This window comes from Mycobacterium sp. 852014-50255_SCH5639931 (assembly GCF_001665605.1).
GTDB lineage: Bacteria > Actinomycetota > Actinomycetes > Mycobacteriales > Mycobacteriaceae > Mycobacterium > Mycobacterium paraffinicum.
The window spans coordinates 304635-328795 of sequence record NZ_LZSV01000011.1 but is presented as its reverse complement, the minus strand read 5'-3'; the positions used below and the strand labels follow the sequence as shown (position 1 = coordinate 328795).

Annotated in this window: 28 protein-coding genes; 15 read left to right on the top strand and 13 right to left on the bottom strand. The window is 66.8% G+C overall.

Going from position 1 to position 24161, the window contains the following annotated elements; translation table 11 throughout:
- The first annotated feature begins 127 nt into the window (after positions 1-127).
- From A5758_RS07080 to A5758_RS07070, 3 genes are all read left to right on the top strand, one after another.
- On the top strand, positions 128-739 hold the full coding sequence (locus tag A5758_RS07080; RefSeq protein ID WP_067738403.1) for a TetR/AcrR family transcriptional regulator: 612 nt from the start codon (positions 128-130) through the stop codon (positions 737-739).
- A 96-nt stretch (positions 740-835) separates the two neighbouring features.
- A complete protein-coding gene (locus A5758_RS07075) occupies positions 836-1048 on the top strand; it encodes a molybdopterin-binding protein (RefSeq protein ID WP_066949331.1) in 213 nt (70 codons plus the stop codon).
- A 4-nt stretch (positions 1049-1052) separates the two neighbouring features.
- The gene (locus tag A5758_RS07070; protein ID WP_067738163.1) at positions 1053-2096 is read left to right on the top strand and encodes a zinc-binding dehydrogenase; all 1044 of its coding nucleotides are present in this window, start codon (positions 1053-1055) and stop codon (positions 2094-2096) included.
- 62 nt (positions 2097-2158) lie between these two features.
- Here A5758_RS07070 and A5758_RS07065 read toward each other — a convergent pair whose 3' ends face one another.
- Together A5758_RS07065 and A5758_RS07060 are read right to left on the bottom strand one after the other, a co-directional pair.
- Positions 2159-3049 carry an alpha/beta fold hydrolase gene (locus A5758_RS07065; RefSeq protein WP_067738160.1) on the bottom strand — a complete coding sequence of 297 codons (891 nt, stop codon included), beginning with the start codon at positions 3047-3049 and terminating at the stop codon, positions 2159-2161.
- Between the two features lie 29 nt (positions 3050-3078).
- Positions 3079-4314, bottom strand: coding sequence for a sulfotransferase (locus A5758_RS07060; protein ID WP_067738157.1), 1236 nt, complete (start codon positions 4312-4314; stop codon positions 3079-3081).
- Between the two features lie 28 nt (positions 4315-4342).
- Here A5758_RS07060 and A5758_RS07055 point away from each other — a divergent pair, with 28 nt between their 5' ends.
- On the top strand, positions 4343-4918 hold the full coding sequence (locus A5758_RS07055) for a TetR/AcrR family transcriptional regulator (RefSeq protein WP_067738155.1): 576 nt from the start codon (positions 4343-4345) through the stop codon (positions 4916-4918).
- On the top strand, positions 4915-6027 hold the full coding sequence (locus A5758_RS07050; protein WP_067738152.1) for a DUF1214 domain-containing protein: 1113 nt from the start codon (positions 4915-4917) through the stop codon (positions 6025-6027). Before A5758_RS07055 ends, A5758_RS07050 begins: the two co-directional genes overlap by 4 nt.
- Here the strand turns inward: A5758_RS07050 and A5758_RS07045 are convergent.
- Genes A5758_RS07045 through A5758_RS07030 form a run of 4 tightly spaced genes read right to left on the bottom strand, consistent with a single transcriptional unit; the run spans position 6024 to position 9891 of the window.
- Entirely contained in the window at positions 6024-7079 is a 1056-nt protein-coding gene (locus A5758_RS07045; protein ID WP_067738149.1) for an LLM class flavin-dependent oxidoreductase, read from the bottom strand. The two genes, A5758_RS07050 and A5758_RS07045, sit on opposite strands and share 4 nt — an antisense overlap.
- Entirely contained in the window at positions 7079-7603 is a 525-nt protein-coding gene (locus A5758_RS07040; protein ID WP_197503796.1) for an SRPBCC family protein, read from the bottom strand. Before A5758_RS07040 ends, A5758_RS07045 begins: the two co-directional genes overlap by 1 nt.
- A gap of 51 nt (positions 7604-7654) precedes the next feature.
- Positions 7655-8761 (bottom strand): acyl-CoA desaturase, encoded by a 1107-nt coding sequence (locus tag A5758_RS07035; RefSeq protein WP_067738145.1) that lies wholly within the window; start codon positions 8759-8761, stop codon positions 7655-7657.
- Positions 8762-8787: 26 nt separating this feature from the next.
- Positions 8788-9891: a ferredoxin reductase gene (locus A5758_RS07030; protein WP_067738143.1), complete on the bottom strand. Its 1104-nt coding sequence runs from the start codon at positions 9889-9891 to the stop codon at positions 8788-8790.
- Positions 9892-9987: 96 nt separating this feature from the next.
- On the opposite strand from A5758_RS07030, the gene A5758_RS07025 reads away from it, so the two are divergent.
- Positions 9988-10635, top strand: a complete 648-nt coding sequence (locus tag A5758_RS07025; RefSeq protein WP_197503788.1) for a TetR family transcriptional regulator — start codon at positions 9988-9990, stop codon at positions 10633-10635.
- Positions 10636-10675: 40 nt separating this feature from the next.
- Here A5758_RS07025 and A5758_RS07020 read toward each other — a convergent pair whose 3' ends face one another.
- Together A5758_RS07020 and A5758_RS07015 are read right to left on the bottom strand one after the other, a co-directional pair.
- Entirely contained in the window at positions 10676-11080 is a 405-nt protein-coding gene (locus tag A5758_RS07020) for a hypothetical protein (RefSeq protein ID WP_067738397.1), read from the bottom strand.
- 47 nt (positions 11081-11127) lie between these two features.
- Positions 11128-11733 (bottom strand): GNAT family N-acetyltransferase, encoded by a 606-nt coding sequence (locus A5758_RS07015; RefSeq protein WP_067738140.1) that lies wholly within the window; start codon positions 11731-11733, stop codon positions 11128-11130.
- A 66-nt stretch (positions 11734-11799) separates the two neighbouring features.
- Between A5758_RS07015 and A5758_RS07010 the strand changes: the two genes are divergently transcribed.
- A complete protein-coding gene (locus tag A5758_RS07010) occupies positions 11800-12897 on the top strand; it encodes a F420-dependent hydroxymycolic acid dehydrogenase (protein WP_067738137.1) in 1098 nt (365 codons plus the stop codon).
- On the opposite strand, the gene A5758_RS07005 is transcribed toward A5758_RS07010, so the two are convergent.
- Entirely contained in the window at positions 12894-13334 is a 441-nt protein-coding gene (locus A5758_RS07005; protein ID WP_197503794.1) for a hypothetical protein, read from the bottom strand. The genes A5758_RS07010 and A5758_RS07005 overlap by 4 nt on opposite strands.
- Positions 13335-13437: 103 nt before the next feature.
- Here A5758_RS07005 and A5758_RS07000 point away from each other — a divergent pair, with 103 nt between their 5' ends.
- Both A5758_RS07000 and A5758_RS06995 read left to right on the top strand, forming a co-directional pair.
- Positions 13438-14136 carry a GAF and ANTAR domain-containing protein gene (locus A5758_RS07000; protein WP_067738394.1) on the top strand — a complete coding sequence of 233 codons (699 nt, stop codon included), beginning with the start codon at positions 13438-13440 and terminating at the stop codon, positions 14134-14136.
- A 39-nt stretch (positions 14137-14175) separates the two neighbouring features.
- The gene (locus tag A5758_RS06995) at positions 14176-15513 is read left to right on the top strand and encodes an acyl-CoA dehydrogenase family protein (protein ID WP_067738134.1); all 1338 of its coding nucleotides are present in this window, start codon (positions 14176-14178) and stop codon (positions 15511-15513) included.
- Between the two features lie 89 nt (positions 15514-15602).
- Here the strand turns inward: A5758_RS06995 and A5758_RS06990 are convergent, their stop codons facing one another.
- The 4 genes from A5758_RS06990 to A5758_RS06975 form a co-directional block, all read right to left on the bottom strand.
- Positions 15603-16058: a MaoC family dehydratase gene (locus tag A5758_RS06990; RefSeq protein ID WP_067738132.1), complete on the bottom strand. Its 456-nt coding sequence runs from the start codon at positions 16056-16058 to the stop codon at positions 15603-15605.
- A gap of 351 nt (positions 16059-16409) precedes the next feature.
- The gene (locus A5758_RS06985; protein WP_067204860.1) at positions 16410-16808 is read right to left on the bottom strand and encodes a DUF302 domain-containing protein; all 399 of its coding nucleotides are present in this window, start codon (positions 16806-16808) and stop codon (positions 16410-16412) included.
- Positions 16809-16881: 73 nt separating this feature from the next.
- Positions 16882-17496 carry a DsbA family protein gene (locus A5758_RS06980; RefSeq protein ID WP_067738129.1) on the bottom strand — a complete coding sequence of 205 codons (615 nt, stop codon included), beginning with the start codon at positions 17494-17496 and terminating at the stop codon, positions 16882-16884.
- Between the two features lie 29 nt (positions 17497-17525).
- On the bottom strand, positions 17526-17810 hold the full coding sequence (locus tag A5758_RS06975) for a metal-sensitive transcriptional regulator (RefSeq protein WP_067204865.1): 285 nt from the start codon (positions 17808-17810) through the stop codon (positions 17526-17528).
- 233 nt (positions 17811-18043) lie between these two features.
- On the opposite strand from A5758_RS06975, the gene A5758_RS06970 reads away from it, so the two are divergent.
- Genes A5758_RS06970 through A5758_RS06945 form a run of 6 tightly spaced genes read left to right on the top strand, consistent with a single transcriptional unit; the run spans position 18044 to position 24054 of the window.
- Positions 18044-18475 carry an MmpS family transport accessory protein gene (locus A5758_RS06970; protein ID WP_067204868.1) on the top strand — a complete coding sequence of 144 codons (432 nt, stop codon included), beginning with the start codon at positions 18044-18046 and terminating at the stop codon, positions 18473-18475.
- Complete coding sequence (locus A5758_RS06965; protein WP_067738123.1) at positions 18472-21390, top strand: RND family transporter; 2919 nt, start codon at positions 18472-18474, stop codon at positions 21388-21390. The genes A5758_RS06970 and A5758_RS06965 overlap by 4 nt, the downstream gene beginning before the upstream one ends.
- Positions 21391-21417: 27 nt before the next feature.
- Complete coding sequence (locus tag A5758_RS06960) at positions 21418-21912, top strand: metallophosphoesterase (RefSeq protein WP_067738120.1); 495 nt, start codon at positions 21418-21420, stop codon at positions 21910-21912.
- Positions 21913-21972: 60 nt separating this feature from the next.
- Positions 21973-22434, top strand: coding sequence for a MarR family winged helix-turn-helix transcriptional regulator (locus tag A5758_RS06955; RefSeq protein ID WP_067738117.1), 462 nt, complete (start codon positions 21973-21975; stop codon positions 22432-22434).
- Positions 22431-23246 carry an ATP-binding cassette domain-containing protein gene (locus tag A5758_RS06950; RefSeq protein ID WP_067738114.1) on the top strand — a complete coding sequence of 272 codons (816 nt, stop codon included), beginning with the start codon at positions 22431-22433 and terminating at the stop codon, positions 23244-23246. Before A5758_RS06955 ends, A5758_RS06950 begins: the two co-directional genes overlap by 4 nt.
- Positions 23236-24054: an ABC transporter permease gene (locus A5758_RS06945; protein ID WP_067738391.1), complete on the top strand. Its 819-nt coding sequence runs from the start codon at positions 23236-23238 to the stop codon at positions 24052-24054. Before A5758_RS06950 ends, A5758_RS06945 begins: the two co-directional genes overlap by 11 nt.
- Positions 24055-24161 lie beyond the last annotated feature (107 nt).

Here is a 24161-nt window from a genome sequence, read left to right as displayed (position 1 = left end):
GGACTGCTCCCCGTATCTGCCCCGAGCATCGGGGTGGTACCGCGGTGTACCAATGCTTTCGAACATACGGTACTCTGTGGTACCAGACCTGACAAGGGTGCCGTACCGACCGAAAGGGGTGCCGGCGGTGACATCAGCGGCGACAGCAACGGCTGACGAAGCGGTTCTCGGCGACCCGTTCCGGCTCCGGTTGCTCGACGGCCTCGCCACCTCGATCGCCGAGCGCGGCTACCGCGCCAGCACCGTCGCCGACGTCGTTCGTCACGCCCGGACATCCAAGCGCACCTTCTACGACCAGTTCGCGAGCAAGGAAGAGTGCTTCCTGGAGTTGCTCGGGTCCGACAACGAAAAGCTCGGCGCGTTCATCGCGGCAGCGGTCGACCCCGAGGCCGATTGGCATCAGCAGATTCGTCAGGCCGTCGAGGCATACGTCGGCTACATCGAGTCCCGGCCGGCCATCACGCTGAGCTGGATCCGGGAGCTTCCGTCGCTCGGTGCCGCCGCCCGCCCGGTGCAGCGCCGCGGGCTACAGCTGCTGTCCAGCCTGCTGATCGACCTCAGCGCCAGCCCCGGGTTCCAGCGGGCCGAGCTGCCCCCGCTGACCGCGGCGCTGGCGGTCATCTTGCTGGGCGGTTTGCGCGAACTCACCGCCCTTGCCGTCGAGGACGGAAAGCCGGTGCGGGAAATCGTCGAGCCGGCCGTCGACGCCTCCATAGCCCTGCTCGGCCCGCGACACTGACCTGAATCGCCCGCCTCCACCGCAGGCCGTTCCGGCCTGCATCGTCACCGGGCTAGGGTCAACCGCAGACGCCTAACCCAGACGGAGGACCTCGCGATGCGGCTATCAACCCGAAACCAGCTCAAAGGAACCATCACCGAGGTCGATCTCGGGACCGTGATGGCAATCGTGAAGGTGAAGCTCGACGGCGGCGACCAGGTCGTCACCTCCTCCGTCACCAAGGACGCCGCGACCGATCTCGGCCTGAAGGTCGGGCAGCCCGCAACCGTGTTCATCAAGTCCACGGAAGTCACCATCGGCGTCGACTAACCCCATGACGACGACGATGCGCGCCGAGCGCTTCTACGCGGACACCAAAAGGGTTGCGCTCGAAGACGTTCCAATACCGGAGCCCGGTCCCGGTGAAGTCCTGGTCAAGGTCGCCTTCTGCGGCATCTGCCATTCCGACCTGAGCCTTATCAACGGCACCTTCCCGGCGCAGCGCCCCGTGGTGATCCAGGGCCACGAAGCGTCGGGCACCATCGCGAAGCTGGGCCCCGAGGTGACCGGCTGGGCCGAGGGCGACCGCGTTGTGGTTGCCGCCGGCCGGCCCTGCCAGAAATGCGCGAACTGCAGGCGCGGCGATGTGGTGAATTGCCTGCGGATCCAATTGATGGCGTTCGCTTACGACGGAGCGTGGGCCGAGTACACCCTGGCGCAGGCGGCGGGCCTGACCCGGGTACCGGACAACGTTCCGCTGGAGCAGGCCGCGATCCTGGCCGACGCGGTGTCCACACCGTTCGGCGCGGTCGTCCGGACCGGAAAGGTGGCGGTCGGCGAGTCGGTCGGCGTGTGGGGCGTCGGCGGCCTCGGCACCCACATCGTCCAGCTGGCGCGGTTGGTCGGCGCCGTGCCGATCGTCGCCGTCGACGTCAACCCCGCGGTCCTGGAGCGTGCCCTGGCCGTGGGCGCGGACTACGCGTTCGACTCCCGCGACGACGGGCTCAGGGACAAGATCGCCGAGGTTACCGGCGGCCGGCTGCTGGATGTGGCCTTCGACGCCGTCGGGCTGAAGGCGACGTTCGAGCAGGGGCTCGATTGCCTCACCCCGGGCGGCCGCCTGGTGGGCGTCGGCATGAGCGCGCAGGCGCCGACCATCGGGCCCACCTCCCTGTTCGGTTTGACCCGCAAGCAGGTGCTCGGCCACCTGGGCTATCAGAACGTCGACATCGAGACCCTCGCGAAGCTGGTTTCGGCTGGGCGCCTTGACCTTTCACGGTCGATCAGCGAGATCGTCGCCCTGGAAGACGTGGCGCACGGCATCGAGATGCTCGAACGTCAACAAGGCAACCCCATCCGTATCCTCGTCCAGCCCTGAGGCGCCGTTCTCCCGCGACACATAACCAGTTGCGACGACACGGCGAAACGGCGCGCAGCAGTTTATCTTTGGCCGCGCAGGAAGGCGCGCACCCGGTCGAGCACCAGCTCCGGACGCTGGTCGACGATCCAATGGCCGACGCCGTCGACCAGCTCCACCTTGAAATCGCTGATGTGGTCGGCATATCCGTCGGTCAGGTCGGGTGTGATCACCGGGTCTTCGGTGCCGGTCAGCCAGCGGACCGGCACCTCGACGCGGGCGTCGGCGTACTCGCCGCGCATCCAGCGCAGCATCTCCCCGGTCTGGAAGCTGCGATACCACCGCGAACCCGCCTCCGCGTGGCCGGGCTGACGCATGCATTCGGTGTAGAGGCGGAGGTCCTCCTCGGGCAGCGCGTAGCCGCCACCCACCCAGGACCCGAGCACACGGCTCGCCCTCGAGTTGACATTGCTGATCATCCGCGGCCCGATGACCGGCAACGAGATCGGGATCTGATACCACAGCCGCCAGATGTTGCGCACCGCCCGCAGGTCGCGCTTCACCCACGGCGCCACCGTGTTCACCCCGAAGAAGCCGGTCACCTTTTGCGGGTGACGCAGCATCATGATGAACGCGGCCGGCCCACCCCAGTCGTGTGCGACGAGCTTGACCGTCTGGACGTTGAGGCGATCCAGGACGGCCGCCAGGTCGTCGGCCAGCTCGGTCTTGGTGTAACTCGAGCGGGGCGCCGAGCTCCAGCCGGCGCCGCGCAGGTCGGGGCACAGCACGCGATAGCCGTCGGCGGCCAGCGGCCCGATCAGGTTGTGCCATTCCCACCAGTTCTGGGGGAAGCCGTGCACCAGCATCACCGCCGGCCCGTCGGCCGGTCCCGCGTCGGCGACATGGATCGTCACACCGCTTCCGAGATCGACGTACCTGTGTTCGACACCGTCCAGCGCGGGCATAGTGACCATGAAGTGAGAACGTAGCCGCCTGCCGCGGGTTAGGCCAGGAACCGCTCGACGTACGGCGCGAAGCGGCGACGCAGGTCGGCCTCGTCCAGGCCGAACATCTCGCAGGAGGTCGCGACGTTGCCCAACCGGCCGCGCTGGTGCCTGGCCAGGTACTCGTCGATCGCCGTTCGAACTTCGTCGGTGAACGGTTCGCCGGCCAGGGCGTACACCCGCTCGGCGACGCCGGTTTCGTCGGCCATGAAGTCGTCGAAGCGGATGTCGATCGAGCGTTCCGGGCCGATGGTGTCGCGGTCGCGCACGAGGGCGGAAAGCATGTCGTCCAAGCGGTCGATCCACGACGCCGCGATCTCCTGAACGGGCACCGGTGACCGGTGCATGCGTGCGGAGTAGGTGATCATCGCGATCATCGACAGCGCCACCGGCACCGGGTCACGGTGCGTGAAAACGACGATGCCGCCGGGGAAAACCCGATCGAGCACCGGCACCTGCTCGAGATGCTGGGGCGACTTGAGCAACCAGCGCCGTCCGCCCCGCAAGAACTGCATGGCCTTGAGTTGGCGGGCGAGGTAGGCGTAGTGCGGCGTCTGGTCGTGGGCCTGGTAGTAGTCGCGCCAGCGGGGCACGTCGGCCAGCGTCTCGAAGAGCATGGTCGACAAATCGTTGGCGAGCAGTTGGATCTCTTCGTGGACGTGCTCGGTGGTCATCTCGTGCATCAGCGGGAAGTGGGGCATCACCGTGTTGATCAGCCCGACCGCGACGTCCATCCGAGCCCGGCGGGGATCCGGCTCGACCCCGGCCTCGGACGGCAAGGGAAACGGTTCGACGCTTTCCCAGTACGGCATGGTGCGAAAGGTGGGCGGCGCCGCCAGCAGGTTGTGCAGATGGGTGGTGCCGGTGCGCGGCAGGCCGGCGATGACCACCGGCGGTTGCAGCTCGATGTCGTCGATTTCCGGATGCCTGCGCACCAGGTCGGTCAACAGCAGCCGGTTCTTGAGCAACTGCAACAGCTGCCCGAAGAAGTTCACCACCCCGGCCTCGTGTAGCCCGTCGATGTCGCGCAGCGCCGCGAGGTAGACCTCGAGCCGTTCGCGATAGTCGTCCGCACCGAAGTCGTCCAGGCCGGTGTCCGCGGCGGCCCTCGCATGCAACGCCACGGCATCCAGCGGGCAGTCCGGCGCCAGCGAGGCCATCATGTCGAGCAGTTGTTGCGCCTCGGCGGTGAAGCGAGGCGCGGCGAGGTCATCGAGGCGAACGGCGTCGGTCACGGCGACTTATGTTACTCTCAGTTTCGTAATGGTAGTGGATTTTGGCCGGCCCCGTGACCCACGCATCGACGGCGCGGTGCTGAGCGCGACGGTCGAGCTGCTCGCCAAAACCGGCTATGCCGGGCTCTTGGTCTCCGCGATCGCGGAACGCGCCGGCACCAGCAAGCCCGCGATCTACCGACGCTGGCCGAGCAAGGCGCACCTGGTCCATGAGGCGGTGTTCCCCATCGGTATCGCGACCGAGCTACCCGATACCGGCTCACTGCCCGGGGACCTACACGAAATGGTCCGTCGCTCAATGGCTTTCCTGACGACGCCGGCCGCGAGGGCGGCCTTGCCGGGCCTGGTGGGCGAGATGGCCGCGGACCCGACCCTGCACTCGGCGCTGCTGGAGCGATTCGCCGGCGTCATCGGCGGCGGCCTGACCGAGTTGCTGGAGCGGGCTGCGGGCCGCGGCGAGGTCCGGCCCGACGTGACCGCCACCGAACTCACCGACGCCATCGCCGGCATCACCCTGATGGGCTTGCTCACCCGTGTCGGTGAACTCGATGACGCCTGGGTCGATCGCACAACGACGTTGCTCCTGAAGGGAATCCGCGCATGACGCACGAAACGACGGCCGCGTGGCAGGAACTGCTCGCCACCCTGGGAACCCTGGACCGCTCCTTCCTGGAGGGCGACCGGGCGGTGACCGACGACCGCCACATAGCCGACGGCTACCGCATGCTCGCCAGCACGCTCGGCGTGGCCTTCGACGCCTACCTGTTCCCCGAGCCCGGCCGGCCCCAGTTCGTCGCGGTGAACACGCCGTTCCGCCGCGACCGCCGCTGGGGTGGCGACAACACCGACGCCTACTACTTCATGTGTCCGGTCGACCCGAAGCGCCGCTACCGCATCAGTGGCAATCGCGGTGACAGCGTGTACTTTTCGGTGACCGCCTACAACGAGCCGTCACCGGGCGCGTGGTCGGACCGGGTGGTCGCAATCGTCCGCGACAGCGATCTCGACGTGGGCGCCGACGGCAACTTCGCCTTCGAACTCGGCCCCACCCCCGACGCCGCTGTGCTGATGACCCGCGACTATCAGGCCGACCCGCTGACCGGCCGCCCCGTCACCTGGCGGATCGAGGCGCTCGACGATCCGGAGCCGATCCGGCACGGCGACGCCGAGACCGCCGCGAGCCTACGGGCGGTCGCGACCTGGTTGCGCACCATGTTCGCCATCGTGCCGCTGGCGGTAGGGACGCGCGTCGACGACGGCCATGCCTTGGGGCACGAAACCACGCACGCGGCAAATCAATTCGCCGATCCCTATCAGGTTCCCGACGCAAACTTCGGCTGGTCGGCGCGCGACGCCTGCTACTCATACGGCAGCTTTGTGCTCGCTGACGACGAAGCGCTGATCATCACGCACCGGCCGCCCGCATGCCGGTTCTGGAACCTGGTGGTGTGGAACCAATTCATGGCCACCTTCGGCGCCTCCGAGGGCCCGGACGCCCGCTGTTCGATCAACGGCCACAGCGCCGCGGTCAACAGCGACGGCTCGGTGACGATCGTCTTGTCCCGCGATAGAACCGGCCACCCGAATTCACTGACCACACTGGGCTATCCGCGCGGCAACCTCGCCTTCCGGTGGTTCCTCGCCGACGGGGTACCGCCGCGGCCGGAGGTGGAACTGGTGAAGGCGACACAGGCGCCCACCGTTACCAGCTAGCCCGCCGGCACTTCGATTTCGCGAACCAACTCGACGGCCCGGCCGAGCGTGCGAAGCTTCGCCTCCAGCGTGTCGCCGGCCGGGTAGAGCCGCACGGTGTTCACGCCAGCGTCGCGCCACACCGCAAGCCGCGCGCGGACCATCTCCTCGGTGCCGATCAGCGTGGTGGCCAACACCATTTCGTCGGTGACCAACGCGGCCGCGCCGTCGCGGTCGCCCCGCTGCCAGCGCTCGCGCACCTCGGCGGCGATGCCGGCCCAGCCCTGCCGGCTGTAGGCCTGGTTGTAGTAGTTCGTGCTCGACGACCCCATCCCGCCCAGGCTGAACGCGAGCTCCTTCTTGCGGCCGGCGACCATGGCGCGCAGTTCGTCCTCGTCCGAGGCGAACGCGACTTCGGCGCCCTGGCAGATGTCGACGTCGGCGCGCGCGCGGCCGGCGGCGGCCAGGCCCTCGTCGAGATGCGAGAAGTAGGCGGCGCCGGCACCCTCCGGGACGAAGCTGGTGCCCAGCCACCCGTCGGCGACCCGGCCCGTCAGCCGCAGCATCGCCGGAGACAGCGCGGCCAGATAGATCGGAATGGGATGCTCCGGCCGGGTCGACAACCGCATCGGCAGCCCTTCGCCGCCGGGGAGCGGGATCTGAAACTGCTTGCCCGAGTATGCGAGTTTGTCTCCGGTGCACACCTGCCGCACAATGTCGACGGTTTCGGAGATGCGGGCCAGGGGCGCGCTGAACGAGACGCCGTGCAAGCCCTCGATCACCTGCGGGCCGGACGCGCCCAGCCCGAGCAGGAAACGCCCGCCCGACAGGTTGGACAGCGTGATGGCAGTCTGCGCGACCATCACGGGCGATCGAACGCCGACCTGCAGGATGCCCGAGCCCAGCAGGATGCGTTCGGTCCGTGCCGCGAGGTAACCCAGGGCCGACGGTGCGTCGGAGCCCCAGGCCTCGGCCACCCAGCACACATCGAGGCCCAGCTTCTCCGCCTCGACGACGAAGGTTGCGGTGTCCCGGCCGGCGCTCGACAACTCGACCGTGGTGGCGGTGCGCATCAGCGCACCCCGTGCTCGGCCAGTCTCTTGATCGCCGCGAGCGTCTTGCCGATCGCCGCCTCGAACTCGCGCATCCGCACGAACACGATCTTCTGTTCCTTGTCGGGCATCGATTCGATGGCCGCCGACAACCCCGAACGTCCCGGGCCCATCTGCATCCAGTAGCTCAGCGCCGTGCCGCCATCGCGGGAGTTCAGCCGGAACCGCCACATCGCCGCGGGGTTGTCGGGTTCCCCGACGGCCCAGGCGAATTCGCGCGGCTCGTCACACGCGACGATTTGCGAGGTGGTGGTCCATCGCCCGAACGCGTCGTGCTCGTTGTGTCCGACGAAGCGGGCGCCCACGCGCGGGCCGTCGGCACCGTCGGCCCACTCCACCGCCTGCAGCTCGTTGCTGAGCGTCGGCATGAGCTTGATGTCGGAGACCAGGCTCCACACCCGGACCGGATCGGCATCGATCCACGTCGATGCCTCCACCGTCGGTTTGTCCGCATACCGCGCGCCGGTCCACTCCACGCAGCCCATTGTGCCCCCGCACGTGAATACTCGGATCACGTGCGGGGTCGTGGGCGGCTGTCAGGCGGCCGCGGTCACCTGATCGGCCGACCGGTCGGGGCCGGCCTTGCGCAGGACCGAGTCCGGGAAGGTGAGCCGGACGATCTTGCGGACGACGGTGCCGAACTGACGCAGCAGCGGGCCGCGGTTGTAGGGGATTGCGTAGCGCTCGCAGATCGCTTGCACCTCGGGCGCGATCTCGGCGTAACGCCGCGCCGGCATGTCCGGGAACAGGTGGTGCTCGATCTGGTGGGACAGGTTGCCGGACAGCAGATGAAAGAGCCTGCCACCGGTGAGGTTTGCCGAACCGAGGACCTGGCGGAAGTACCACTGGCCGCGCGACTCGTCTTTGGTCTCCTCGACGGTGAACTCCTGGGTGCCGTCCGGGAAGTGGCCGCAGAAGATGATCATGTAGGACCAGACGTTGCGCATCAGGTTGGCCGACAGGTTGCCCGCGAAGACGAACGGCGCGAAGGGACCGGCCAGCAACGGGAAGGCCACGTAGTCCTTGAGCGTTTGCCGCCGCGTCTTCTTCCAGATCGCGCGCAGCACCTCACGTTTGTCGGCCAGCTCGATTTCGCCGGAGCGGATTCGCTCGGTTTCCAGTTCGTGCAGCGCGACGCCGTACTGGAACAGCACCATCAACAAGAAGGCGTAGAGCGGGTTGCCCAGGAAGTACGGCTGCCAGCGCTGGTCTTCGCTCATCCGCAGGATGCCGTAGCCGATGTCGCGGTCCATCCCCACGATGTTGGTGTGGGTGTGGTGCATGTAGTTGTGCGAATGGCGCCACTGATCGGCCGGGCACGCGGTGTCCCACTCGAAGGACCGGCCGGAGATGTTCGGGTCACGCATCCAGTCGTATTGGCCGTGCATGATGTTGTGGCCGATCTCCATGTTGTCCAGGATTTTCGACAACCCCAGCATCGTGGTTCCCAGCAGCCAGGCGGGCGGCAGGAACAGCAGCGCGCGGCCGCCGACTTCCAGCGCGCGCTGGGCCTTGATGACGCGGCGGATGTAGTCGGCGTCCTCCGCGCCGAGGCTGGCCATCACGCGTTCCCTGATGGCATCCAGTTCGCGGCCGAATGCGTCGGCCTGTTCCGGGGTCAGGTTGATCTTGTTCTGTGTCATGGCTTTTCCTCCAGTATTGGTTGGGACTAAAGCGACAGGTCCACATCGCCGACCGGGACGGACACACAGATCTGCACGTCCTCGTCGGGGCCGGTAGAGACCGCGCCGGTGATCAGGTTGCGCACCGTGCCGGTGGTCTTCCGCCGTGTGCAGGTGTGGCAGATGCCCATCCGGCAGCCGTTCTCGGGTGACAGGCCGGCCGATTCCGCCTGTTCCAGCAGGGGACGTCCGTCGTCGACGACATCGACCCCGCTGTCGGAGAACGTAACCCGCCCGCCCGAGGGATTGGCCGGCACTTCGAAGGATGGTGGTACGAAGCTCTCGGTGTAGACGTTGTCGCAGTGGTTTCGGACGGCATCGACCAGAGGCGTTGGCCCGCAGACGAACACCGCATCGGGTGATGGCATCGCGGCGGCCAGATGCGCGGCGCCGAATCGGCCGGCGAGGTCGCCGCCCTCGGCTCGGGTGTAGCCATGCAGCACCCGGACCCCGGGCAGCGTCGCGAGCTCGTCGCGGTAGCACGCCTCGCCCGCGTTGCGGGCGTAATGGATGAACGCGATCTCGCCGGGGTGCCCCTCGGCGACCAGGGTGCGCACCATGGCCATCACCGGGGTGATGCCGCTTCCACCGGAAACGAACAAGATCCGGCGCGGTCTTTGCGGGCCCGGCTCCGGCAACACGAAGTCGCCGCCGACGCCGGCCAAACCGAACACCATGCCGGGGCGGGCGTGTTCGTACAGGTGGTTCGAAACCAGCCCGCCGTCGTGCTGCCCGATCGTCAGCTCGAGGTGGGCGGTCCCCTCGGCATTGGCCGGGGAATAGCAGCGGCTGTGCCGGCGGCCGTCGATCTCGACGGCAAGGTTGACGTACTGCCCGGCTTTGACGGTATGGGCGGATGTGAAGCTGTCGTTCGGAGCGAGGGTGAGGGTGACGCTGCGCGCGGTGGTGCGGCGCACGTCGATCACCTTGGCGCGGGCCTCCCCCAGCGTCCAGGTCGGCGCCACCAGCTCGGTGTACCGGTCGACGCCGTGCGGGCCGGTGAGCAGGTCGAGAAGGTCTGAACCCAAGACTCGCTTCCGAAAAGTCCGAGCGAGGGCTCGACCCGAAGTCTGAGCGGTTTGAGTGAACATATGTACACCGTGGGGCCATACCCCCCGGTCAGTCAAGGGTTTCCGCAGGTCTGTGGTAGGCTTCACACAGTGAACAGCCGTACTCCTAGCTCACGGGTGCGCGGTTCTGGTCGCGAGCGCTCGCGCGAAAGTCGGTCGCGTGAGGAGCGCAAGGAGGCGACCCGTCGCGCAATCATCGCCGCGGCACTCAAGCTGCTGCAGGACCGCAGCTTTTCCAGTCTCAGCCTGCGCGAGGTGACCCGTGAGGTCGGGATCGTGCCGGCCGCCTTCTATCGCCACTTCGAGTCGATGGAGGCCCTTGGGCTGGTCTTGATCGACGAGTCATTCCGAAGTTTGCGCGACACCCTACGTGACGCGCGTGCCGGCAAGCTCGACCCGAACCGGGTGATCGAATCATCCGTCGAAATCCTGGTCGCCAGTGTGGCGCAGCGGCGGGAACATTGGCGATTCATTGCTCGTGAACGCAACAGCGGGCTCAGCGTGCTGCGCTATGCCATCCGCACCGAGATCCGGTTGATCACGTCCGAGTTGGCCACCGACCTGGCGCGCTTTCCACGGCTGCACGAGTGGACCACCGAGGATCTCAACGTGCTCGCGACCCTGTTCGTCAACGCGATGATCGTCATCGCGGAGGCGATCGAGGATTCGCAGAGCGCCGAAACGCTGGAAGACATTCGGCGGCTCGCCGTCAAGCAGTTGCGGATGATCGCCATCGGCATCGCCGGCTGGAAGAGCAAGCCTTAGCCGCACCGCACCCGGAGTGAACAGTCGGACACTGGCTACCTCACTCCGTCGTCTGGCTGAAGTCCGGCGCCCCGTTCTCATCGACCACCTCATACAGCGACTGGCCGTCTTCGGGCGCGCCATCGATCTGGCCCCGATGAGCGCGTCCGGGAGGGCCGTCGGCGAGCGCGTCCCCACCTTCCCCGGGGGAATCGGGCGAGATGTCCGGCTCCTCTTCCGCCAGCCGGGCATCCAGAGATTCGCCCTCGCGCTCTTCCCGCGCGGTCATGCCGAACCGGTTCGCTTCGCTCCAGCCCTCGGGCGGGTCGACGACGATGTCGCCGTCGTCGTTGTGCAACTCGTCGGAGTCGGTGCCTTCGCTCGCGTTCAACGTGTCACCGGGGCCGCCCTCCTCGGGGAAGTCCGCGGGGTCCACCAGCTCGTCGGCTTGGGGGTCTTCGCTCATGCGGGAACGGTTGCCCGCCGGATCGGGGGGCGAAACGCGACCCGCCCCTAGCGCGGCGACCGCCACATCGCCCACATGGTGGGACCGCCGTCGGCGACCACGATCTCGCGGGTCACCGCGAAGCCGAAACGTTCGTAATACGGCACGTTTTCGGGCTTGCTCGACTCGAGGTAGGCCGGACAGTATTCGGCGTCGCAGCGATCCAGCCGCGACCGCATCAACGCCTGCCCGAAGCCCCGCCCGCGGACCGAGGGGTCGCTCCCGATCACGGCGAGATACCAATGCGGCTCTTCGGGATGCATGCGCTTCATGAGCTCCTGCAGGCCGCGCGCCCTCGCGGCACGAAGGCCGAACACCCGCAGAAACGTCGGAATCATCGCCAGTTCGCCCCGGCGAGTCTCGCGCCACTGATTCGGCGGATCCCACAGGGCCGCCGCGCCGATGTCCGGGCCGTCGCAGGCCACCTCGACGCCGCCGCAGCCCAAATGGTGGTGGCGGGTCATCGTTGCGAACAACCGGTGCAGGTTGGCGGCCCGGTCCTTCGGGTCGGGCAGCAGCCAGGTCGTCACCGGGTCGTCGTAAAAGGCCCGGCCCAGGGTGCGCGACAGCTCGCGGACATCGGCCTTGCGCGCCGGGCGTGGCTGGGGAGTCACCCGAGTCAGGCTAGCGGGTGAGCCACGTCCGGGTGTCATGACCGGAGCGGCGGGTACGTTAGGGCGGTGACCGGCGTTTCGCGTCGCGCATTCGGGCGGATGGCCGCCGGTGCGGGCATGCTCGGCACAGCCGGGCTACCCGCCGGCTGTGGGCGCCCGGGTAATGACCACGCCGGCCCCGCCGCCCCGCCAGCGCCCGCGGTCAAGCGGGTGGGCGTGGTCCTCTCGCACGAACAGTTCCGCACCGACCAACTGGTGGCGCAAGCGCAGGCGGCCGAACAGGCCGGCTTTCAGTATGTCTGGGCCAGCGACCACATCCAGCCCTGGCAGGACAACGAGGGCCATTCGATGTTCCCGTGGCTGACGCTGGCGCTGGTGGGCAACGCCACCAGTCGCATCGCGTTCGGCACCGGGGTCACCTGCCCCACGTACCGTTATCACCCGGCAGTGGTGGCACAGGCGTTCGCCTCGCTGGCGATCCTCACCCCCGGCCGGGTATTCCTGGGGGTCGGCACCGGGGAACGGCTCAACGAACAGGCGACCACCAACACATTCGGCAAATACGCCGAGCGCCACGACCGACTGGTCGAGGCGATCAACCTGATCCGCCAGTTGTGGAGCGGATCGCGAACCTCGTTCACCGGCCGGTACTTTCAGACCAACGCGCTGAAGCTCTACGACACACCGTCCACACCGCCACCGATCTTCGTGGCGGCCAGCGGACCCAAGAGCGCGGCTGTGGCCGGTCAATACGGTGACGGCTGGATCGGTCAGGCCCGGGATGTCACGAACCCCGCACTCGTGGCCGCATTCAGCGCCGGCGCGGAGGCCGCCGGCCGCGACCCGGGCAGCCTGGGCAAGCGCGCGGAGCTGTTCGCTGTCGTCGGCGATAACACCGAGGCGACGACGGCCGCCAGCCTATGGCGCTTCACCGCCGGCGCCGTCGACCAGCCGAATCCGGTCGAAATACAGCGCGCCGCGGCGGTCAATCCCATCGACAAGGTGCTGGCCAATTGGACCGTCGGCACCGACCCCGCCCCCCACATCAAGGCGGTGCAAGCGGTCCTGGACGCCGGCGCCGTGCCGTTTCTGCATTTCCCCCAGAGCAATCCGCTGACGGCCATCGACTTCTACCGCACCAACGTCTTGCCCAAGTTGCACTAGACGGACCTGGGCTCGACCTCGGGCTGGATGTAGACGACGCGCACCGCGGGCACCGCCTCCCGAATGCGCGCCTCCGCGTTTCTGATCACATCGGCCGCGACCGCGAATTCCCGCTCGGGGCCGAACACGACCTTGGCGGCCACCACCATCTGGTCCGGGGCGAGGTACTGGGTGCGCAGGTCAAGGACGTTGTCGACGTGCTCGGCCCGCTGCAGGGCCGACCGAATCATCTTGCACTGGTTGGTCGTTGCCCCCTCGCCGATCAACAGGCTGTGCGTCTCGACGATCAAAACCACGGCGACCACGGCCAGCAGCACCCCGATACCCAGCGTGCTGACCGCGTCCCACAACGGGTTTCCCGTGACCGCCGTGAGTGTCACGCCCGCAAACGCTACGCCGAGACCGAGCAGCGCGGCGCTGTCTTCGAGCAGCACCACGGGCGGCTCCGGGATGCGCGAATTCCGGATGAACGCCGGCCGACGGGCGCCGCGGGAGGATGCCCGCGTGACGCAACGGGGTACATCATGGACAATCCCGCCTATGGACCTATCGGACCCGAGTTCCCAGCACGAGCTGGCGAGGCGCATGGCCGAACTGGCCCGCGACATCGCCGCACCACGCGACCTCGGTCAGGTGCTCACCGACGTGACCACCGCCGCGGTGGAGCTGATACCGGGCGCCGACATTGCCGGCGTGCTGCTGATCAAGGGGGGCGGAGATTTCGAGTCGGTCGCGGACACCGACAGCCTGGTTGCGCAGCTCGACAAGCTGCAGCACGACTTCAGTGAGGGTCCCTGTCACGACGCCGCGCTGAAGGAAACGATCGTGCGCACCGACGACCTCCGCGAGGAACCACGCTGGCCCCGTTATGCGCCGGCGGCCGTGGAACGCGGTGTGCTGAGCAGCCTCTCGTTCAAGCTGTACACCGCGGAGCGCACGGCCGGCGCGCTGAACCTGTTCAGCTTCCGGCCGGGCGCATGGGATACCGAGGCCGAGACCATCGGCATCGTCTTCGCCGCACACGCCGCCTCCGCGATCATGGCCGGGCGCCACGGGCAGCAGATGCAATCGGCGCTGTCGACGCGAGACCGGATCGGTCAGGCCAAGGGCATCATCATGGAGCGCTACGGCGTGGACGAGCTGCGCGCCTTCGACCTACTGCGCCGCCTGTCCCAGGAGAGCCAGGCCAAGCTCGTCGACGTTGCGCAGCGCGTCATCGATACTCGCAGCGACGACTGATTCCCCGCCGCCGCCATTTACGATGGGGTGGCTTCATCGATGAGTCCGGCGCGACGCGGCGCCGGGGAACGGGTGGCCACCGTGTGGGATTTCGAAACAGACCCGGAATATCAGGCAAAGCTCGACTGGGTCGAAAAGTTCATGGTCGACGAGCTCGAACCGCTCGATCTGGTCGCTCTCGACCCCTACGACAAGAAGAACGCCGAGATGATGGCGATCCTGCGGCCGTTGCAGCAGCAGGTGAAGGATCAGGGCCTGTGGGCCGCGCATCTGCGGCCAGAGCTCGGCGGCCAGGGCTTCGGCCAGGTCAAGCTCGCGCTGCTCAACGAGATCCTCGGCCGTTCCCGCTGGGCGCCGTCGGTGTTCGGCTGCCAGGCGCCCGATTCGGGCAACGCCGAGATCCTGGCGATGTTCGGGACCGACGAACAGAAGGCCCGCTACCTGCAGCCGCTGCTCGACGGCGAGATCACCTCGTGCTATTCGATGACCGAGCCGCAGGGCGGTTCCGATCCCGGACAGTTCGTCACCGCCGCTACCCGCGACGGCGACTACTGGGTGATCAACGGGGAGAAGTGGTTCTCCACCAACGCCAAGCACGCCTCGTTCTTCATCGTCATGGCGGTGACGAACCCCGAGTCGCGCACGTACGACAAGATGTCCCTTTTCATCGTCCCGGCCGACACACCGGGCATCGAGATCGTCCGCAACGTGGGCGTGGGAGCAGAATCGTCGGCGCGCGCCAGCCACGGGTATGTCCGCTACACCGACGTGCGCGTCCCGGCCGATCACGTGCTGGGCGGTGAGGGTCATGCGTTCATGATCGCGCAGACCCGGCTCGGTGGTGGGCGCATTCACCACGCGATGCGCACGATCGCGTTGGCGCGCAGCGCTTTTGACATGATGTGCGAGCGTGCCGTGTCCCGAAAGACGCGGCACGGGCGACTGTCCGATTTTCAGATGACCCAGGAGAAGATCGCGGACAGCTGGATTCAGATCGAACAGTTCCGGCTGCTCGTGTTGCGCACCGCGTGGTTGATCGACAAGCACCACGACTACCAGAAGGTGCGCCGCGACATCGCGGCGGTCAAGGTGGCCATGCCCCAGGTGCTGCACGACGTCGTGCAACGGGCCATGCACCTGCACGGTGCGCTCGGCGTCTCCGACGAGATGCCGTTCGTCAAGATGATGGTGGCGGCCGAGTCGCTGGGCATCGCCGACGGCGCCACCGAACTGCACAAGATGACGGTGGCCCGCCGCACCTTGCGCGAATACCAGCCGGTTACAACGCCATTCCCGTCCGCGCACATACCCACCCGGCGCGCGGAAGCCCAGGCGCGGCTGGCCGAGCGGCTCGAGCATTCCGTCGCGGAGTTCTGACCCGGCTCGCCTGGGCGCCTCACGACACGTAAACCTTGGCGACGACACGCCGTAAAGGGCCGCCGTGGTTTAGGTTTCGCGGTAGTAGGTCACGACACGTAGCGGACGATGCTCTCGGCCACACACGCCGGCTTGGGCGCGCCCTCGATCTCGACGGTGGTCGACATGGTCGCCTGCACGGCGCCGTTTCCGACGTCGTCGACGCTGACCAGTGACGTCTGCGCGCGCACCCGGGAGCCGACCGGCACCGGGGCGGGGAAGCGAACCTTGTTGAGGCCGTAGTTGATTGCGAGCTTGATGCCGTTGACCGTGTAGATCTGGTGCTGCAGGCGCGGCAACAGGGCCAGGGTCATGAAACCGTGGGCGATCGTCCCGCCGAAGGGACCGGCGGCGGCGCGTTCCGGGTCGACGTGGATCCACTGGTGATCGCCGGTCGCGTTGGCGAACAGATTGACATCTTCCTGGGTGATGGTGACCCAGTCGCTGTGGCCGATGGTTTCGCCGGTAGCGGCCGTGAGCTCGGCTACTGATTCGAAGGTGCGCATTGAGGTTCCTCCTTGACTCCGGGCGCTAAGAATAGCGCCGAGGTCCTCGTGCCGGATCAGCCATCCCGGCCACCGCAGCACGCACGATCTGGTTTGGCGGCGCATGCACGGGGAACCCCGTCGGAAGTCAAGACCCGCACCGGAGGGGAGCAAATGGGAGAGCCGAAGGGCCACAAGACAGAGTCCGACGTCGAACCGGAGGCTCACGAGTCTCGGTCACGCGCCGCGGCCGGAGAGGCCGACGGCTCCTACGTGGGAGCGGCTGGTTCCGACGATTCTTTCGATGCCGGGGAAACGGGTGCCGAAGCGCGGAGCCAGCAAGGCTGACTCCCCTGCACCTCGGCGGATCGGCTACCGAAGTGCGCCTATCGCGGCCTGCAATTTGGTGGTGGCCTGATCCGCGACCTCCTGCAGGGCCCCCTGCTCGCCTGTCACCTTCACCATGAGTTGCGGATCCATCGCTTCGACGAGAACCGCATCGTTTTCGGCGGGATCGGTCCGCACCACGACATTGCACGGCAGTAACTGGCCGATCTGGCGGTGGATGCCCAGCGCGCGATGCGCCAGCACCGGGTTGCAGGCACCGAGGATCACATAGTCCTCCATGTCCTCCCCGAGCTTGTTTTTCAGCGTGGCTTTGACGTCGATCGTGGTCAGCACTCCGAAACCCTGTTCGGCCAGAGCTTTGGTGGTCTGCTCCACCGCTTCCTCAAACGAGGTGTGCAACGTGGCGGTCAATCCTGATGTCATTTCTTCCTCCTCGGTTTCGATCTACCCGGAATTTCGTTCGACGCTAAGGTAATTCGCAGCTGGCTGGTCACAACTAACCCGCGGTGCGCGGGCGTTGCAGCTGGGTGAACTGAGGAACCGCACCCAAGGTGGCGACCGCATCGAACAGCGCGATCGAGTCCGCGGCGTCGGGCAACGCGGTCAGGACCGGCCCGAAGAACGCATGCCCGTCGATCCGTAGGATCGGGCTCCCCCCGGTTTCGCCGAGCGCGGCTTGCGCCGCCTGGTGTCCGCGTCGCACGACTTCGTCCAGCGATGCGTCCGAGGTGACCGCGGCGGTGGTGTCTCGCGCACCGGCCGCGGTCAAAACGTGGGCGACGAGACTGTCGTCAAGGGGTTCGGAGCCGTCGAAGTACCGTTCACCAAACGCCAAGTACGCGGCGGTCCACCCGGCGGCGCCGTTTTCGCGCGCGATGGCGGCCATCAGCCGGCCAACTTTTTGCGAGTCGCGCATGCGGGCCTGCTGAGGGGCCGGGAGTTCTCGCCCCTCGTTGAGCACCGCCAAACTCATCAGCTGCCAATCGACAGCCATGCCGGTCTTCTCGGCAACGGCGCGGAGCCACCGTGCGGTGTTCCACGAAAACGGGCACACCGGGTCCAACCAGAGTGTGACCGCCGATCCGGCTCGACCGCTTTCAGCGGGGTTCATTGCGCTTCCCTTTCGTCGGCACCGGCCCGTCAGGCCAGGCTCAGGAACAGTTTTTCCAGCTCATCGATCGACACGGCCGGCCCGTCGGTGGGACTACCCTCCGGTCGGGCGATGCAGTCGCGCAGCCCCGAGGCAATGATCTTGAAGCCGGCGCGATCCAGCGCCCGTGATACCGCGGCCAGTTGGGTAACGACGTCCTTACAGCTGCGGCGCTGCTCGATCATCGCGATGACGCCGCCGAGCTGACCGTGCGCCCGACGCAACCGGGCCAGGACGGCGTCCATGTCGCCGGGGTCGTGAACTTCGTTTGCCATGACTCCTTCATACCATACCCACGGGGGTATACCGAGACCGATTGATAATACCCGGGGGGGTATGGTACGAATTGAGCTACGGTTCATGCCGCGACTCGTGGGTACCAGGCACGCGATCACGTGCAACGTGTGCCCGCTGGCCCTCAGGTGCGGGCCAAACGGCCCTATTCGCGGGGGCGATGCGGGCTGAGACTCCGTACCAGAACGACCCGGTCACGAGGGAAGGAACGTCAGTGTCCACGTTTCTCAGACGGGCGTGGGTGCCGCTGGTCGTCGTGGTGGCAGTCGCCCTCGGCGGCATCGCCGTCGAGCGGCTCCGCGGCGTCTTCGGGTCCGACGCGATTTTTACCGCGACGGGCCGTAGCGCCGAACCACTCGAACCCTCACACATCAAGCAAGTGACCTACGAGGTCTACGGCCCCAGCGGCACAACGGGAACCGTGAGCTACCTCGACAACAACGCGCAGCCGGAACAGGTGGACTTCACCACGCTGCCGTGGACCTTCACGGTCACCACCACGGTGCCCGCCGTGATCGCCAGCGTGGTGGCGCAAGGCAACAGCGACGACATCGGGTGCCGCATCACCGTCAACGGTGTGGTCAAGGACCAGCGTTCCTCGGCCGGGCGCCACGCCCAAACCTCCTGTCTGGTGAAGGCCGCATGAACACCGACACCGACGCCCGTCCGAAATTCATGCGATTCGTCCGCAGGTTCGCGTGGCCCATCATCATCGGCTGGCTATTACTCACCGTCGCCCTGAACGTGCTTGTGCCGCCGATCGAGTCGGTCGCAAGGAACCACGCGGTGACGATGTCGCCCCAGGACGCTCCGGCGATGATCGCCGCCAAGCGCATCGGCGCAACCTTTCACGAGTCGGACTCCGACAGCACCGGGATGATCGTCTTGGAGAGCGATAAGCAGCTCGGCGACGAGGCGCACCGCTACTACGACGCCTTGGTGCGCAAGCTGCAGGCCGACCCCAAGCACGTCCAGCACGTCCAGAACGTGTGGGGAGATCCACTCACCGCCGCGGGTGTCCAGAGCCGCGACGGCAAGGCCGCCTACGTCCAACTGAACCTGGCCGGTAATCAGGGCAGCACCATGGGCAACCAGTCCGTCGACGCGGTGCGGAAGATCGTCGACAAGTCAGAGCCCCCCAAGGGACTCAAGGTCTACGTCACCGGTCCGGGCCCCCTGACCACGGACATGAACGAGGCCGCCGACAAGAGCATGTTCAAGATGATGGGCGTCACGGGTGTCGTCATCATGATCATGCTTTTCATCGCCTATCGTTCCGTCAGCACGGTTCTTCTGGTCCTGGTCATGGTCGGCTTCGAGATGGGCACGGCCAGGGGGCTTGTCGCGCTGCTTGGAAACAATGAGCTGTTGGGATTCTCAACGTTCGTCGTTGCGATGCTGTCCTCGTTGGCGATCGCGGCGGGCACGGACTACGCGATCTTCCTCATCGGGCGTTACCAGGAGGCGCGCCAGGCCGGTCAAGACCGAGAAACCGCCTACTACACGATGTTTCGCGGTACCTCGCACATCATCTTGGGCTCGGGATTGACGATCGCCGGTGCCACGTTCTGCCTGCACCTGGCGCGCCTGTCGTACTTCAAGGCGCTGGGCATTCCGTCCGCCTTGGGCCTGCTCGTCGTCGTGGCGGGAGCGATGACCGCGGCCCCCGCCGTCGTCGCGGTGGCAACCCGGTTCGGCCTGCTCGACCCGAGACGGATGATCAAGACGCGCGGTTGGCGGCGCATCGGCACCGCCACCGTGCGCTGGCCCGGCCCGGTTTTCGCGGCCTCGCTGGTCATCGCGATCGTCGGCATTCTCATCATGCCGAGCATGAAGGTCAGCTACAACGACCGCTTCTACATACCCCGCGGCCTCCCGTCGAGCGTCGGGTATGCGGCCGCGGAGCGCCATTTCAGCGCCGCCACAATGAATCCCGACATCTTGATGATCGAAAGCGATCATGACATGCGGAACAGCGGCGACATGATCATCCTCGACAGGCTTGCCAAAGACATCTTTCGCTCGCCCGGAATCGCGATGGTGCAGAGCATCACCCGGCCGCTGGGCGGCCCCATCGAGCACACCTCGATACCCTTCCAGATCAGCGCCCAATCGATCCCGATCCAGCAGAACCTGCAATTCATGCGGGACCGCACCGACGACATGCTCAAGATGAGCGACGACCTCGGCGCCATGATCGTCTCGATGCAGCGGATGCAGGGCTTGGTCGGGCAGATGAGCGGCGCCACCCATCACATGGTCGGCGACATGCACGAGATGCAGGCCACGCTGGACGAGATGCGCGACCACCTTGCGGATTTCGACGATTTCGCTCGGCCGTTCCGCAGCTATCTGTATTGGGAACAGCACTGTTTCAACATCCCGGTGTGCTGGGCTGCGAGGTCGGTGTTCGAGGCGATCGATGGTGTGGACAAGTTCAGCGAGAACATGAGCACGCTGATCAATGACGTGAACAACGTCGACGCGATATTGCCCCAGATGCTCGCCGAATTCCCACCGATCATCGCCGTCGCACAGTCGATGCAGGGGACTCTGCTCACCATGCACAGCAGCTTCTCCGGTCTGGTCACCCAAATGGCGCAGATGACGGACACGGCGAGCGCGATGGGTCAGGCCTTCGACGCTTCCCGCAGTGGCGACTACTTCTACCTGCCGCCAGAAGCGTTCCAGAATCCCGACTTTCAGCGCGGGCTTAAGCTGTTCTTGTCGCCGGACGGCAAGGCCGCCCGCTTCATCATCACCCACGACGCGGACCCGGCAACGCCGGCGGGCATCTCCGCGGTCATGCCGGAATTGGCCGCCGCACATCAAGCGGTGAAGGGTACGACCCTGACGGGCGCCAAGTTCTACCTCGCGGGCACGGCGGCCATCTACCGCGACATTCAGTCGGGCTCCCACTACGACCTGCTGATCGTGGGGCTCGCCGCGCTGACGTTGATCTTCGTCGTGATGCTGATCATCACGCGTGCGCTGGTCGCATCCCTAATGATCGTCGGCACGGTGCTGCTCTCGCTGGGTGCCGCCTTCGGGCTCTCGGTGTTGGTCTGGCAACACCTGTTGGGGCTGGAATTGAACTGGATCGCACCGGTATTCGGGCTGATCATCCTGCTGGCGGTCGGATCCGACTACAACCTGCTGCTGGTTTCCCGGTTCCAGGAGGAGATCGGAGCGGGACTGAAGACCGGCATCATCCGCTCCATGGGCGGGACGGGTGGCGTGGTCACCTCGGCGGGTCTGGTCTTCGCCTTCACCATGATGTCGATGGTCGCCAGCGACCTGCGCTCAATCGGCCAGGCCGGCAGCACGATCGGTCTCGGCCTGCTGTTCGACACGTTGATCGTGCGCTCGTTGATGACGCCGTCGATCGCGGCGCTGCTGGGGCGTTGGTTCTGGTGGCCGATGCGCGTGCGGCCCCGCCCCGCCAGCGCCATGCTGCGGCCCTTCGGACCCCGTCGCCTCGTTCGTTCCCTCCTGCTCGGCGAGGAGGCCGACGCGCCGATCACCAAGCCCGAACAAGCGATGGCGTCGACGGCGAGGTAAAGACCAGGGGCGCGGCAAGATGGGGTTGTGCGGCTGCTGATGATTTCCGATACCCACGTCCCCAAGCGCGCCCGCGACCTGCCCGCACGAATTTGGGATGAGGTGGACGCGGCCGACGTCGTCGTGCATGCCGGCGACTGGGTGGTGCCCGAGCTGCTCGAGGAACTCGAAGCCAGGTCGGCCCGGCTGGTCGCCTGCTGGGGCAACAACGACGGGCCGGCACTGCGGGCCAGGCTGCCGGAACGGGCGGACGTGACCCTGGCGGGCGTGCGATTCACGGTGGTGCACGAGACCGGCGCGGCGACGGGCCGCGAAGCCCGGATGTCGCGGTTGTATCCCGACACCCAGGTCCTGGTGTTCGGGCACAGCCACATCCCCTGGGACACCCGCACCGACACCGGCCTGCGCCTGCTCAATCCGGGCTCGCCGACGGACCGGCGCCGACAACCGTTCTGCACCTACATGACCGCCGACGTCGCCGACGGGACGCTCGCCGACGTGGTCCTGCATCGCCTCCCGTAGTGGCGGGTACATACCTTCTGCACAGCTTCTACACATATATAGCTCGGCTACAGAGGTATTATGGAACAGGTGAAGTCAAGTACCGACGTTGTCACCGAGGTGTTTCGCGTCGTCGGCAGATTTCGCCGGCAACTCCGGCGGTCGGCCGGCCGCGGCTTCGATTCGTCGCGGCTGACCGAGTCACAGTCCGAGCTGCTGTGGCTGGTGGGCCGGCGGCCGGGCATCTCGGTCAACGCCGCTGCCGCCGAGCTCGGGCTGGCCCCCAACACCGCCTCCACCCTGGTGTCCAAGCTGGTATCCGGCGGTTTGCTGATGCGCACCGTCGCGGACACGGACCGCAGGGTCGGCCGGTTACACCTCGCCGAGCCCGCCCAGCAGATCGTCGACGCGTCCCGGGCCGCGCGGCGAGCAGTGCTGGCCGAGGTGCTCGCCGAACTTGACGACGACCAAATCGAGTCTTTGACAAGAGGATTGGAGGTTATTGAATTGATGACCCAGACACTGCAGGAGCGACGGCCATGAGCGCATCACTGCCGATGGCGATCGATGCCAGGCACCTGACCTATCGGTACGGCCAGTTCACCGCCGTCAACGACGTGACGTTGCAGGTGCGGCCGGGCGAAACCATGGGCCTGCTCGGTCCGAACGGCGCCGGGAAGACGACCATGGTCCGGATGCTCACCACGCTGGCGCCGGTGCAACAGGGCGAATTGCGCGTCTTCGGGCTGGACGCCCGCCGTCAAACCACCGACATTCGCAGCAACATCGGCTATGTGCCGCAACAACTCTCGATCGAGCCCGCATTGACGGGCCGACAAAACGTCGAATGGTTCGCGCGACTCTACGGGGTGCCCCGGGCCGAGCGATCCGACCGGGTCGGGCAGGCGCTGGCGGCCATGGACCTGCTTGACGTTGCCGACCGGCTGGCCTCCGCCTACTCCGGCGGCATGGTCCGCCGTCTCGAGGTGGCGCAGGCGCTGGTGAACCGGCCGTCACTGCTGGTTCTCGACGAACCGACCGTCGGGCTGGACCCGATCGCGCGCGACGGCGTCTGGACACAGGTGCAGAAGATGCAGGCGCAGTTCGGGATGACCGTGCTGCTGACCACCCACTACATGGAAGAGGCCGACGCGTTGTGCGATCGCGTCGCACTGATGCACCAGGGTGAGTTGCGCGCGGTGGGCACGCCCGCCAAGTTGAAGTCGACGGTGTCGCCGCGCGCAACCCTCGAGGACGTGTTCCGCCACTATGCCGCCTCGGGCCTGGAGGGCGATTCGGCGGGATCGTTCCGCGAAATCCGTTCTGCCAGAAAGGTTGCGCGCCGTGTCGGTTGACAGCGCCATGCCGGGGACCCTGGTCCGCGCGCCGCGCGGATGGCAACGGGTCGGCGCCGTGTTGAGCCGGATCGGCGCGTTCGCGATCGTCGAACTGCAGAAGTTGCAGCACGACAGGACCGAGCTCGTCACCCGGATGGTGCAGCCGGCGCTGTGGCTGTTGATCTTCGGAACCACCTTCAGCCATCTGCACGTCATCCAGACCGGGTCGGTGTCCTACCTGGCCTTCCTGGCGCCGGGGATCATTGCCCAGTCGGCGCTGTTCATCTCGATTTTCTATGGGATACAGATCATTTGGGATCGAGACGCCGGTGTCCTGGCCAAGCTGATGGTGACGCCGGCGCCCGCGTCGGCACTGATCACGGGCAAGGCGTTTGCGGCCGGGGTCCGCTCGGTGGCCCAGGTGGTCGGCGTGATGGCATTGGCGTATCTGATGAATGTCGGCCTGACGGTCAACCCGCTGCGAATTCTGGCGGCGATGGCCGTCGTCATGCTCGGCGCCGCGTTCTTCGCCTGCCTGTCGATGACGCTGGCCGGCCTGGTGCGCAATCGCGATCGCCTGATGGGAATAGGCCAGGCGATCACGATGCCGCTGTTCTTCGCCTCCAACGCGCTGTACCCGGTCGACGTGATGCCGACGTGGCTGCACGTGTTGAGCAGGGTCAACCCGCTCAGCTACGAGGTCAACGCCCTGCGGGGACTGCTCATCGGCACGCCCTTCAACCCGATGGACATCGTCGTGCTGGTGGTGGCCGCGGTGCTCGGAATCGCCGCGGCGTCAACGTTATTGCGCCGACTCGTCGCCTAGGGGCGGCGGGCGGCGTTAGCCGATGCGCCGGCCGTTGGGAAGGCCGGCGTGCGGTTCCGATAGCCAATCGTGATCCAACGGTGACGATTCCGGGCTGATTCCCAATC